Below are 11,640 nucleotides of genomic sequence, written 5' to 3'. Positions count from 1 at the left end.
ACCCTGTGTGATTGGTATATGCTTGATGTATTGGCATGGAACGAAGGAACGACGACAACAATGATTCTGATTATTTACGCCCATCCCTATCCCCGGCATTCGCATGCCAATCACCGCCTGCTGCAGGCCGTGAAGGATATTCCCGAGGTGGAGGTACGCTCGCTGTATGAGCTGTATCCCGACTTCAACATCGATATCAATGCCGAACAGCGGGCACTGGAGCGCGCCGATCTGGTAGTGCTGCAACATCCGATGCAATGGTACAGCCAACCGCCGCTGCTGAAATTGTGGATCGATAAGGTGCTGGAGCACGGCTGGGCCTATGGTCATGAAGGCAATGCCCTGGTGGGCAAAGATGTGCTGTGGGCAGTGACCAGCGGTGGCGATGAACACCATTTCGAGCTGGGCGATTACCCGAACTTCGCGGCTCTCGGGCAGCCGCTGCAAGCGACGGCGCTGTACTGCGGTATGCATTGGCAACCGTATTTTGCCGTGCATAACACCTTTACCTGCAATGAACCGGCGCTGATTGCGGCAGGGGAAGCCTACCGTCAACGGCTGGTAGCCTATCTGATGGAACACGGTGAACCCGCCGAGCAGGGAGTTGAACATGGATAATCACCAGATGATGATTGAGGGGCTGATCTATTTGGGATCGGCCGCGTTGTTTGTGCCGATTGCGGTGCGGCTCGGGCTGGGCTCGGTGTTGGGCTACCTGATTGCCGGCTGCATTATTGGCCCCTGGGGGCTGAAGCTGGTCTCCGATGCCGAATCGATCCTCACCTTTGCCGAAATCGGCGTGGTGCTGATGCTGTTTATCATCGGCCTGGAGTTGGATCCGAAACGGCTGTGGACGCTGCGCGCCTCGGTATTTGGCGGTGGCATTATTCAGATGGCAGCATGCGGATTGGCGCTGAGCGCCTTTTGCTACTTCCTCGGATTGAACTGGAAGGTGGCGCTGCTGATTGGCCTGACGCTGGCGTTGTCATCCACCGCCATCGCCATGCAGGCCATGAGCGAACGTAACCTGACGCCGTCGCCGATTGGTCGCAGTGCGTTTGCGGCACTGCTGTTCCAGGATATCGCGGCGATCCCCCTGGTGGCGATGATCCCACTGCTGGCCAGCAGCGGTGCCACGACTACGTTAGCGGCGTTTTCCCTGTCAGCGGCCAAAGTGGTGGGTGCGCTGGCAATAGTGGTACTGCTGGGGCGCTATGTGACCCGGCCGCTGCTGCATTTTGTCGCGCGATCGGGCATGCGTGAGGTTTTCAGCGCCGTGGCGCTGTTCCTGGTGTTCGGCTTTGGCATTCTGCTGGAAATGGCCGGGCTGTCGATGGCGATGGGCGCCTTCCTCGCCGGGGTGCTGCTGGCGAGCTCTGAATACCGCCATGCGCTGGAAAGCGATATTCAGCCGTTCAAGGGGCTGCTGCTCGGGCTGTTCTTTATCGGCGTTGGCATGTCGATCGACTTCGGTACCTTGTTCCATCACCCGCTGCTGATCGCCTCGCTGCTGCTGGGCTTTATGCTGATCAAGGCGGCGCTGCTGTGGCTGATTGGCCCCTGGCTTGGGGTTCCGAAGCGTCAACGCGGCATGTTCGCGATCCTGCTGGGTCAGGGCAGTGAGTTTGCCTTCGTGATCTTCGGCGCCGCTCAACTGGCCGGAGTATTGCCGCCAGACTGGGCCAAATCGTTGACGCTGGCGGTTGCCCTGTCGATGGCGGCGACGCCGCTGCTGCTGGTGGTGGCAACACGGCTCGAGAAAAATACGCCGAAAGACGAACGCCCGGCGGATGTGATTGATGAAGAGAACGCCAGCGTGATCATCGCCGGGTTTGGTCGTTTCGGTCAGATAGCCGGCCGTTTACTGCTGGCCAATGGCGTACATACCGTGGTGTTGGATCACGATCCTGACCATATTGAAACGCTGCGCAAGTTCGATACCAAGGTGTTTTATGGTGATGCCACCCGCGCCGATCTGCTGGAGGCCGCCGGTGCCGAGCACGCCAAGGTGTTGATCAACGCCATCGACGACGTGGAGGCTAACCTGCAACTGACCGAGTTGGCAAAACGGCACTTCCCGCACCTGAAAGTGGTAGCGCGCGCGCGTGATGTCGATCACTGGTATCAGCTGCGTCAGTTAGGCGTGGAAAAGCCGGAGCGTGAAACCTTTGAAAGCTCGCTACGCATAGGCCGCGAAACGCTGGAGCTGCTGGGGCTGGACGCCTACGAGGCGCGGGAAAAAGCGGATACTTTCCGCCGCTATAACCTGAAAATGCTGGAAGACACGCTGGATAATTATCAGGATACCGAATTCCGCGTTGCCAGCCTGCAGCGGGCGAAAGAAATGCTCAGCGCGGCCATCGAACAGGATCAGGATCGGTTGGCGCGAGTACCGCAGAGTGGTTGGCGTGGCAGTATTGATGGCAAAGCGCCGGAAGATGAGGTGGTGGAAGCCAAGGGATAAGCCTAATGGGCGCAGCCGTCGGGCTGCGCCCACGATGGCCGAATTAACTCAGCGCCACCTTGATACCCAGAGCAATCAGCATCCCGCCCAGCAGCTTATCCACCACCTTTTGCGTTTTCTCCAGGCCACGACGCACCGGTCCGCTTTGGATCAGGAACACCAGAACTGGCCACCAGAGAGCAGACAGGCCAAGGATAATTCCCGCATACCACAGTTTTTCGCCCAACCCTGAGTCGATTTGCAGCACCTGGGTGAATACCGCCAGGAAGAACAGCGTAGCTTTTGGGTTGAGCAAATTGCACAGATAGCCCTGTACGAAGGCGCTTTTCAGGCTTGTTTGCTGCGGCGGCAGGTTACTGACGTTCATCTTGCTGCCGCTGCGCGACAGCAGTGCCTGAATGCCGACCCAAATCAGGTAGACCGCACCGGCGTATTTCAGCACGTTGAACAGCCATGGCGTGGTGGTGATCACGACCGCTAGCCCGGCGACGCAGTAAGACATGTGAGTGGCGACGCCGCAGATCACGCCGAAAGCCGTCATCATCGCGGCCAGACGCGGGTAGCGGGCGGCGTTCTTGATCACCAGGAAAAAGTCCGGGCCGGGTGACAGCATGCCCAAGGTGGCGATACCAGCAACGAACAGCGAAGTTTCAAGCATGATTTGACTCTCTGCACAAAAGGCGTAATGGAGGCGATAATAACGCCACGTCCCCTGATACGCATCAACCAAATGAGGTAATGTTTGGCAATATGATGAATATTCACTCAGGGATCTCGACGGGGCCTCATGTATCAGACAACCCATATAGACCAGCCGGAAGCGCAGCGACAGCAGCGTGAAATTACCCGCCTGTGCATTCAGTGCGCTTTACTGTTGCTGCAGCACGGTGCCGAGAGCACGGTGGTGGAGCAGTTATCGACCCGATTGGGGATAGCGCTGGGGATGGACAGCGTTGAAAGTTCGATCTCGGCCAATGCGGTGGTGCTGACCACCATCAGCCACGGTGAGTGTCTGACCACCACGCGCAAGAACGTCGATCGCGGCATCAATATGCAGATGGTGACGGAGGTGCAGCACATCGTTATTTTGGCAGAGCATCGGCTGGCGGATGTGCATGACGTTGCCCGGCGCTTCGACAAGATCCGCCCTTTGCGTTATCCACGCTGGCTGGTGGTATTGATGGTGGCGCTGTCATGCGGTTGTTTCAGCGTGCTGAACGGCGGCGATCAAAAGGCCTTTGCCGTCACCTTTATTGCCAGCGGCCTGGCTATGTCGGTGCGTCAGGTGCTGACCGCACGCCACATGAATCCCTTGATTAACTTTTGCCTGACGGCCTTTGTCGCGACCTCGGTTTCCGGGCTGTTGCTGCGGCTGCCGCTGTTTAACGAAACCTCCACCGTGGCGATGGCCGCCAGCGTATTGCTGCTGGTGCCAGGTTTCCCGCTGATTAACGCGGTGGCCGACATGTTCAAGGGCCACGTCAATACCGGTTTGGCGCGCTGGGCGATGGCCAGTCTGCTGACGCTGGCTACCTGTATCGGCGTGGTGATGGCGATGTCGCTGTGGGATCTGCGGGGGTGGTCATGAGTCTGCTCTGGGCCTTATTGCAGGATATGCTGCTGGCGGCGGTGCCGGCGTTGGGTTTCGCCATGGTGTTCAACGTGCCGCTGCGCGCACTGCGCTATTGTGCGCTGTTGGGGGCGATTGGCCACGGCTCCCGCATGCTGATGATGCATGTGGGGATGAATATTGAATGGTCATCGCTGCTGGCGGCGATCCTGATTGGCATCATCGGTATTTATTGGTCGCGCTGGCTGTTGGCGCATCCGAAGGTGTTTACCGTGGCGGCAGTGATCCCGATGTTCCCCGGTATCTCGGCCTATACCGCGATGATCAGCGTGGTGGAGATTTCGCATCTGGGTTACAGCGAGGCGCTGATGGCCACCATGATGACCAACTTCCTCAAAGCCTGCTTTATCGTGGGGGCATTATCGATTGGGCTGTCATTACCTGGGCTGTGGTTATACCGCAAACGTCCCGGCGTTTAAGGATCATGGGCCAAAAATTGTTGGGCATTAGATATACTGATAAGAGCTATCTTATATATTCATATTGCTTGATTAGCCTATCGACGACCGTTGGGGCTTTACGTATAGTGTGAGCAATTTTGCTGCCTACACAGGGTTTAACAATGATTATCAGCCTGATCGCTGCCTTGGCGGCGGATCGCGTTATTGGCATGGAAAACGCCATGCCTTGGCACCTGCCGGCGGACCTCGCGTGGTTTAAACGTAACACGCTGAATAAACCGGTTATTATGGGCCGTAAAACTTTCGAGTCTATTGGTCGTCCGTTACCGGGCCGCCATAACATCGTGTTGAGCAGCCGTCCTGGCACTGACGCCGGGGTGACCTGGGCGACTTCGCTGGACGAAGCGCTGGCCGCAGCCGGTGATGTGGAAGAAGTGATGGTGATGGGCGGCGGGCGTATTTATACCCAGTTCCTGGCACGCGCTAACCGTATGTACCTGACGCATATCGATGCCGAAGTCGGCGGTGACACCCATTTCCCAGACTATGAGCCGGATGAATGGGAAACCTCGTTCAGCGAGTTCCACGATGCCGACGAGTTGAATTCTCACAGCTATTGTTTCGAGATCCTGGAACGCCGTTAATGGCCGGCGATTAACCGTATCCTTCTGAGGGCGCAAGTGATTGCGCCCTTTGTCTTTTTACCACCCACCTCTCCCTGACTTTTCGTTGTAACATTTTCGTCACACTTCCTGATTAGTATGAAGCCCAACTCTGAGCGCCCCGGCAACTCTGGTGAATCTCGATCGCGGCGCCATATTAAAAAGGAAATAAACCTATGACGACCAAAATTGAGCAATTAGATGCCGATCGCCTGACCGATCCCACTCGCCGTAAACTGTTGCTGGGCAGCGCCGGTGCCGTTGGCCTGGCCGGTTTCCTCGGCGGCGGTATTTGGACGGTTTCCGCTCAGGCTCTGGCGGAAGATTTGCCACCGAACAAGCTGCTGGGCTTTAAAGGGATTGCCGCTTCCACCGCTGATGAGGTGGCGATTGCGCCAGGGTATCGCGCCGAGGTGCTGATCTCCTGGGGTGAGCCGCTGGTTGAGGGAGCTGCCGCTTTCGACCCACAGGGCAACAACAGCGCTGCCGATCAGGAAAAGCAATTCGGCGATAATAATGACGGTATGAGCTTCTTCCCGATTGATGACAATCACGGCGTGATGGCCATCAACAACGAATACGTCAACGAGCAATACCTGTTTGCTCATGGCGGCACCAAAGCCACCAGTCTTGAAGACGTGCGCAAGTCACAGGCTGCCCATGGCGTTTCTATCGTGGCGGTACGCCGTGTGGGTGATAGCCAACGTTGGGAGGTCGAGCGCCCATCGCGTTATAACCGCCGGATCACCGCCAACACCGAGATGCAATTCAGCGGCCCGGCTGCCGGGCACGCGCTGCTGCAAACGGCGGCGGATCCTGGCGGCCGCAAGGTATTGGGTACCTTCGGTAACTGCGCCAACGGGAAAACCCCTTGGGGCACTTACCTGACCTGCGAAGAGAATTTCGATACCTATTTCGGCACTCATCAGGCTGACTACAAGACCACGGCGGACCAAAAGCGCTATACGTTGAAAGTCAGCGAACCTGAACGTAACTGGCCGGATTACGATGAACGCTTTGACGTGGCGAAGAACCCTAATGAATTCAATCGTCATGGCTGGATCGTCGAAATCGACCCGATGAACCCTGGCTCAACGCCAATCAAACATACCGCGCTGGGCCGCTTCAAACATGAAAATGCGGCGGTGACCGTCGCCAAGGATGGTCGCCTGGTGGTCTACATGGGTGACGATGAGCGTGGTGAGCACATCTATAAATACGTATCCAAAGGCGTGGTTGACGTGGCTAACCCGGCCAACAACCGCAGCCTGCTGGACGAAGGCACTTTATATGTGGCGCAGTTTGACGGGGACGCCAACGGCACACCGCTGAAAGGTACCGGGCGCTGGATAGCGCTGGAGTTCGGTAAAAATGGCCTGACGCCGGAAAATGGTTTCCGCGATGAGGCGGAAGTGTTGATCTTCGCCCGCAAGGCTGCGGCGCAGGTGGGGGCTACCAAAATGGACCGGCCGGAATGGATCGCCGTCAATCCACATGATGGGCGCGCCTACTGCACGCTGACCAACAACAGCAAACGTGGTGAAGAAGGCATGCCGTTGAATGCCGCTAACCCGCGACCGAACAATGTCTACGGCCAAATTATCCGTTGGGATGAAGGCGGTGATGCCACTGCTGCGTCATTCAACTGGGATATTTACGCGCTGTGCGGTAACCCGATTGCCCATCCGGAAGGTGTGAATCGCGGCACACCCAATATCACGGCCGACAATACTTTCAACAGTCCGGACGGACTGGGCTTTGATAAGACCGGTCGCCTGTGGATCCTCACCGACGGCAAATACAGCAACAAGGGCGACTATGCCGGACAGGGCAACAACCAAATGCTGGTGGGCGATCCGCAAAGTGGCGAAATCCGCCGCTTTATGGTGGGGCCAAAGTCATGCGAACTGACCGGCATTACCTTTACCCCCGATTACAAGACGATGTTCGTCAACGTACAGCACCCGGGTGAAGAAGGTGATTCTCATTTCCCGAACAATAGCCCGCGTCCGCGCTCATCGGTGTTGATGATTACGCGTGAAGACGGTGGAGTGATTGGGGCTTAAGAAGAAAACAGCGGGGCGGCATTGACCGCCCCGACGGGATTATGACGCGGCCTGCTGGTGTACGCTGTCGGACAGATCGCTGCGATGGGCCGGTTGGGTAAAGTACTGCCGGTCTTCCCAACGCAACATGGTCAAATCGCCCCCCCAGCAACAGCCGGTATCCAGGCCAATAATGCCTTCCGGCGTGCCTTTGCCTTCCAGTGATGCCCAGTGACCGAAAACAATGGTGTAATCGGCGTCGACCAATCGTGGCAAATCAAACCAGGGTTTCAGCGGAGCAGGCGCAGTGCCTGGCGCATCTTTGCAGATCATATCGAGTTGGCCGTTCGGGAAGCAGTAGCGCATGCGCGTCAGGGCATTGGTGCTGAAACGCAAGCGCGCCAGCCCGCTCAGTTCCGGGCTCCAGTTGTTCGGCATGTCACCGTACATGGCGTCGAGGAACAGCGGATAGCTGTCGCTGCTCAGTACGGCTTCCACTTCACGGGCACAGGTTTGCGCAGTTTCAATGTCCCACTGCGGCGTGATGCCGGCATGCGCCATCACCAGCTTGAGTTGCTCATCGACCTGCAGCACCGGTTGGCGGCGCAGCCAGTTGATCAGCTCATCGGCGTCTGGCGCTTCCAGCAACGACGTAATGCGATCTTTGGGTTTATTGCGGCTGATGCCGGCATAAACGGCCAGCAGATGCAGATCGTGATTGCCCAGCACCATGCGTACTGCCGGTCCGAGTGAGCGCACGTAGCGCAGCACGTCTAGTGAACCGGGGCCACGCGCGACCAGATCGCCGGTCAGCCACAGCTGGTCATGTTGGGGATCGAAGGCAACCTGGGCCAATAGCGACTTGAGTTCATCAAAACAGCCATGAACGTCGCCGATAAGATATGTCGACATAATCAGTGAATCAGCGTTGGAATGGCTAAGCGGAACACGGGAATAGCGGTCTGGAACGGCTGACCCTGATGATCAACCATTTCGTAATGGCCTTCCATGGTACCCAGCGGCGTTTCAAGAATGGCGCCGCTGGTGTATTGGAATTCGCCCCCGGGCGGAATGAGCGGCTGCTCGCCGACCACGCCTTCGCCCTGAACTTCGGTTTGACGGCCATTGCTGTTGGTGATCAACCAGTAACGGCCGAGCAGCTGCACGTTGAAACGCCCCAGATTGCGAATGGTGATGGTATAAGCGAAGACGTAACGTTCTTCCTCAGGTATCGACTGTGATTCCACATAGACACTTTGTACCTGAATACATACGCGAGGCGAATCAATCATGATCACTACTCCTTATTGCTGCGGCGCGGGATTGGCTGAAAGCCAGTTAGCCAGCTTACAGTATTGCGCCACAGAAATATTTTCTGCTCTAAGTACCGGATCGATACCCAATTCCGTCAGTTGCTCCGGAGTGAACAAATCCCCCAGGCTATTGCGGACAGTTTTCCGGCGCTGGTTGAACGCCTGAGTCGTGATGCGGCTCAGCATGCGCACGTCACCCACCGGATTTGGATTCACCTTGTGCGGTACCAGACGTACCACTGCGGAATCCACTTTCGGCGCCGGAGTGAACGAAGTTGGTGGCACTTCCAGCACCGGAATAACGTTGCAGTAGTACTGCGCCATCACGGTTAAACGCCCGTAGGCTTTGCTGTTAGGGCCGGCAACCAGGCGGTTGACCACCTCTTTTTGCAACATAAAGTGCATGTCGCGAATCGCCTGAGTATAGCTGAAAAGGTGGAACATCAGCGGCGTCGAGATGTTGTACGGCAGGTTACCAAATACGCGCAGCGGTTGGCCAGCCTGCTCGGCCATTTCGGCGAAGTTCACCGTCATGGCATCTTGCTGGTGAATGGTCAGCTTGTCTTTCAACTGCGGGTGGTTTGCCAGACGGGCCGCCAGATCGCGGTCCAGCTCAATCACCGTCATGCGGTCCATGCGCGCGCCGACCGGCTCGGTCAGTGCGCCCAGGCCGGGACCGATTTCAACGACCGCTTCACCCGGCATTGGATGAATGGCGGAAACAATGCTATCGATGACAAACTGATCGGTTAAAAAGTTCTGTCCAAAGCGTTTGCGGGCAAAGTGCCCTTGGTGGACTTTATTATTCATTACAATTAATTATCATTTTAATGGCGAGATTCAAGGCCGTTTTGAAACTGCCCGCATCGGCGGTGCCGGTGCCGGCCAGTTCCAGAGCGGTACCGTGGTCGACCGAGGTACGGATAAAAGGCAAACCGAGGGTAATGTTTACCGCCCGGCCGAACCCTTGGTATTTTAGCACCGGCAGGCCCTGATCGTGATACATCGCCAGCACCGCATCCGCATGTTGCAGATACTTGGGCTGGAACAGGGTGTCCGCCGGCAGCGGGCCGATCAGATGAATACCTTCAGTCCGCAGCGCGTCTAGCGCCGGGATGATGGTATCTATCTCTTCGCGTCCCATATGGCCGCCTTCTCCCGCATGCGGGTTCAGTCCGCAGACATATATCTGCGGCTGGGCGATGCCAAATTTGGTTTTCAGATCGTTGTCGAGAATGCGGATGACTTCGAACAGGCTTTGGCGAGTGATGGCACCAGGCACTGCCAGCAAAGGCAGGTGGGTGGTTGCCAGCGCTACGCGCAGCTCTTCGGTCGCCAGCATCATTACCACGCGGTCGCAACCGCTGCGATCGGCAAAAAATTCGGTATGGCCGATAAAGGGCACACCGGCGTCGTTGATCACGCCCTTGTTCACCGGGCCGGTGATCAGCGCAGCAAACTCGCCGTTCAGGCAACCGTCGCAGGCACGCGCCAGCGTTGCCACCACGTAAGCGCTGTTACCGACATTCAGCTCACCAGCCACTACTGGATGAGCAGTCGCAACCGGCAATACCGTCAACGTACCCGCACGCTGTGGCTGAGCGGGGTGCTGTGGCTGATAGGTGCGCAGCTGTAGCGGCAGGTTCAACTGTCGGGCGCGTTCAAGCAACAAGGCCGGATCCGCGCACACCACCAGTTCAACAGGCCAATCCTGTTGCGCCAGCGCTGCCACTAAATCCGGCCCAACCCCGGCAGGCTCGCCGGGGGTGATTACGATACGATTATTGTTGTGCATTACCGTCAAGGATCTTCACGTAAGCCTGAGCACGTTGTTCCTGCATCCAGGTCTGCGCTTCTTCAGCAAACTTGCGGTTGAACAGCATGCGGTAAGCGCGATCTTTTTGCGCCGCATCGGTTTTGTCCACCTGACGCGTATCCAGCAGCTGGATCAGGTGCCAGCCGAAGGAAGAGTGTACCGGTTGGCTGACCTCGCCTTTGCTCAGCTTCATCAACGCGTCGCGGAAGGCCGGATCGTAGATGTCTGGAGAAGCCCAGCCCAGATCGCCGCCCTGCAGTGCAGAACCCGGATCCTGAGAAAGCTGTTTGGCTTCGTCAGCAAACTTGGCGCGACCGCTCTTGATGGCTTCGGCTACCGCCTGCAGCTTGGCACGTGCCTGATCGTCGGTCAGCACCACGGAAGGTTTCAGCAGAATGTGACGAGCATGAACCTCGGTGACAGATACCGACTGGTTGGCGCCACGGATATCATTCACTTTCAGGATGTGGAAGCCGACGCCGGAACGGATTGGCCCAACCACGTCGCCTTTTTTGGCATTAACCAGTCTTTCGGCGAACAGGGTAGGGATCTCCTGCAGCTTGCCCCAGCCCATGTTGCCGCCTTTCAGCGCCTGGGAATCGGCAGAGTAGGAGATGGCCAGCTTGCCGAAGTCTGCGCCGCCGTTGATTTCACCCATCAGCTGTTTAGCCAGGGCTTCAGCATCGTCAACCTGCGCCTGTGTCGGGTTCTCCGGCAGCGGGATCAGGATGTGGCTGATGTTCATTTCGGTATCGCTGCCGTTCTGAGCGCCAACCTGAGTCGCCAGTGAGTCCACTTCCTGAGGCAGGATGGTGACGCGGCGGCGAACTTCGTTGTTACGCACTTCGCTGATCAGCATTTCTTTGCGGATCTGTGAACGGTAAGTGTTGTAGTTCAGACCTTCATACGCCAGACGGCTGCGCATCTGATCGATGCTCATTTTGTTCTGTGCGGCGATGTTGCCGATGGCTTTGTCCAGATCGGCATCGGAGACGTTAATCCCCATTTTCTTGGCCATCTGCAGTTGGATGTTATCCATAATCAGACGTTCAAGGATCTGGTGACGCAGGGTCTTGTCATCCGGCAATTGCTGACCGGCCTGCTGCGCATTGAGCTTCACCGACTGCAACAGGGTGTTTACGTCGCTCTCAAGTACCACGCCGTTATCCACGACGGCGGCGACTTTATCCACTTCTTGGGGTGCTGCGAACGCGGTATTGGCACAAACCACCAATCCGAGAATAAGCGTTCTCCAGTTCTTCATACTTTTCCCATTCTGTAATCCGCAAATGCGGGTGAAAGTTCTCGT

Annotated in this window: 12 protein-coding genes; 6 read left to right on the top strand and 6 right to left on the bottom strand. The window is 57.1% G+C overall.

What is annotated here, in order from left to right:
• Positions 1–60 precede the first annotated feature (60 nt).
• Positions 61–618: a glutathione-regulated potassium-efflux system oxidoreductase KefF gene (kefF, locus tag ACMGG1_RS20940; RefSeq protein ID WP_020825168.1), complete on the top strand. Its 558-nt coding sequence runs from the start codon at positions 61–63 to the stop codon at positions 616–618.
• Positions 611–2,464, top strand: coding sequence for a glutathione-regulated potassium-efflux system protein KefC (gene kefC, locus ACMGG1_RS20935; RefSeq protein WP_020825169.1), 1,854 nt, complete (start codon positions 611–613; stop codon positions 2,462–2,464). The genes kefF and kefC overlap by 8 nt, the downstream gene beginning before the upstream one ends.
• Positions 2,465–2,507: 43 nt before the next feature.
• On the opposite strand, the gene ACMGG1_RS20930 is transcribed toward kefC, so the two are convergent.
• A complete protein-coding gene (locus ACMGG1_RS20930; protein ID WP_020825170.1) occupies positions 2,508–3,122 on the bottom strand; it encodes a LysE family translocator in 615 nt (204 codons plus the stop codon).
• A 129-nt stretch (positions 3,123–3,251) separates the two neighbouring features.
• Between ACMGG1_RS20930 and ACMGG1_RS20925 the strand changes: the two genes are divergently transcribed.
• The 4 genes from ACMGG1_RS20925 (at position 3,252) to ACMGG1_RS20910 (ending at position 7,223) form a co-directional block, all read left to right on the top strand.
• Positions 3,252–4,052: a threonine/serine ThrE exporter family protein gene (locus ACMGG1_RS20925; protein ID WP_020825171.1), complete on the top strand. Its 801-nt coding sequence runs from the start codon at positions 3,252–3,254 to the stop codon at positions 4,050–4,052.
• A complete protein-coding gene (locus ACMGG1_RS20920; protein ID WP_020825172.1) occupies positions 4,049–4,513 on the top strand; it encodes a threonine/serine exporter in 465 nt (154 codons plus the stop codon). The genes ACMGG1_RS20925 and ACMGG1_RS20920 overlap by 4 nt, the downstream gene beginning before the upstream one ends.
• Positions 4,514–4,656: 143 nt before the next feature.
• Positions 4,657–5,139 (top strand): type 3 dihydrofolate reductase, encoded by a 483-nt coding sequence (gene folA / locus ACMGG1_RS20915; RefSeq protein WP_020825173.1) that lies wholly within the window; start codon positions 4,657–4,659, stop codon positions 5,137–5,139.
• A gap of 194 nt (positions 5,140–5,333) precedes the next feature.
• Complete coding sequence (locus ACMGG1_RS20910) at positions 5,334–7,223, top strand: PhoX family protein (RefSeq protein WP_122077131.1); 1,890 nt, start codon at positions 5,334–5,336, stop codon at positions 7,221–7,223.
• A 39-nt stretch (positions 7,224–7,262) separates the two neighbouring features.
• On the opposite strand, the gene apaH is transcribed toward ACMGG1_RS20910, so the two are convergent.
• Genes apaH through surA form a run of 5 tightly spaced genes read right to left on the bottom strand, consistent with a single transcriptional unit; the run spans position 7,263 to position 11,595 of the window.
• Positions 7,263–8,114, bottom strand: a complete 852-nt coding sequence (apaH, locus tag ACMGG1_RS20905) for a bis(5'-nucleosyl)-tetraphosphatase (symmetrical) ApaH (RefSeq protein ID WP_116691303.1) — start codon at positions 8,112–8,114, stop codon at positions 7,263–7,265.
• Between the two features lie 2 nt (positions 8,115–8,116).
• Entirely contained in the window at positions 8,117–8,494 is a 378-nt protein-coding gene (gene apaG, locus ACMGG1_RS20900; RefSeq protein ID WP_012005174.1) for a Co2+/Mg2+ efflux protein ApaG, read from the bottom strand.
• 12 nt (positions 8,495–8,506) lie between these two features.
• Positions 8,507–9,325, bottom strand: a complete 819-nt coding sequence (gene rsmA / locus ACMGG1_RS20895) for a 16S rRNA (adenine(1518)-N(6)/adenine(1519)-N(6))-dimethyltransferase RsmA (RefSeq protein ID WP_020825176.1) — start codon at positions 9,323–9,325, stop codon at positions 8,507–8,509.
• Positions 9,318–10,310 (bottom strand): 4-hydroxythreonine-4-phosphate dehydrogenase PdxA, encoded by a 993-nt coding sequence (gene pdxA, locus ACMGG1_RS20890; RefSeq protein ID WP_414160994.1) that lies wholly within the window; start codon positions 10,308–10,310, stop codon positions 9,318–9,320. The genes rsmA and pdxA overlap by 8 nt, the downstream gene beginning before the upstream one ends.
• Positions 10,297–11,595, bottom strand: coding sequence for a peptidylprolyl isomerase SurA (gene surA / locus ACMGG1_RS20885; RefSeq protein WP_041414190.1), 1,299 nt, complete (start codon positions 11,593–11,595; stop codon positions 10,297–10,299). The genes pdxA and surA overlap by 14 nt, the downstream gene beginning before the upstream one ends.
• Positions 11,596–11,640: the final 45 nt, after the last annotated feature.

This window comes from Serratia sp. BNK-12 (assembly GCF_047456085.1).
GTDB lineage: Bacteria > Pseudomonadota > Gammaproteobacteria > Enterobacterales > Enterobacteriaceae > Serratia > Serratia liquefaciens.
The sequence above is the reverse complement of the archived record's forward strand: the minus strand, read 5'-3'. Positions and strand labels throughout refer to the sequence as shown.

Bases quoted from the DNA above. Each gene is read 5' to 3' on its own strand.
- ACMGG1_RS20910 (WP_122077131.1), top strand. From the start codon at position 5,334: ATGACGACCAAAATTGAGCAATTAGATGCCGATCGCCTGACCGATCCC.
- ACMGG1_RS20920 (WP_020825172.1), top strand. From the start codon at position 4,049: ATGAGTCTGCTCTGGGCCTTATTGCAGGATATGCTGCTGGCGGCGGTG.
- surA (WP_041414190.1), bottom strand. From the start codon at position 11,595: ATGAAGAACTGGAGAACGCTTATTCTCGGATTGGTGGTTTGTGCCAAT.
- apaH (WP_116691303.1), bottom strand. From the start codon at position 8,114: ATGTCGACATATCTTATCGGCGACGTTCATGGCTGTTTTGATGAACTC.
- ACMGG1_RS20930 (WP_020825170.1), bottom strand. From the start codon at position 3,122: ATGCTTGAAACTTCGCTGTTCGTTGCTGGTATCGCCACCTTGGGCATG.
- apaG (WP_012005174.1), bottom strand. From the start codon at position 8,494: ATGATTGATTCGCCTCGCGTATGTATTCAGGTACAAAGTGTCTATGTG.
- kefF (WP_020825168.1), top strand. From the start codon at position 61: ATGATTCTGATTATTTACGCCCATCCCTATCCCCGGCATTCGCATGCC.
- ACMGG1_RS20925 (WP_020825171.1), top strand. From the start codon at position 3,252: ATGTATCAGACAACCCATATAGACCAGCCGGAAGCGCAGCGACAGCAG.
- kefC (WP_020825169.1), top strand. From the start codon at position 611: ATGGATAATCACCAGATGATGATTGAGGGGCTGATCTATTTGGGATCG.
- pdxA (WP_414160994.1), bottom strand. From the start codon at position 10,310: ATGCACAACAATAATCGTATCGTAATCACCCCCGGCGAGCCTGCCGGG.
- folA (WP_020825173.1), top strand. From the start codon at position 4,657: ATGATTATCAGCCTGATCGCTGCCTTGGCGGCGGATCGCGTTATTGGC.
- rsmA (WP_020825176.1), bottom strand. From the start codon at position 9,325: ATGAATAATAAAGTCCACCAAGGGCACTTTGCCCGCAAACGCTTTGGA.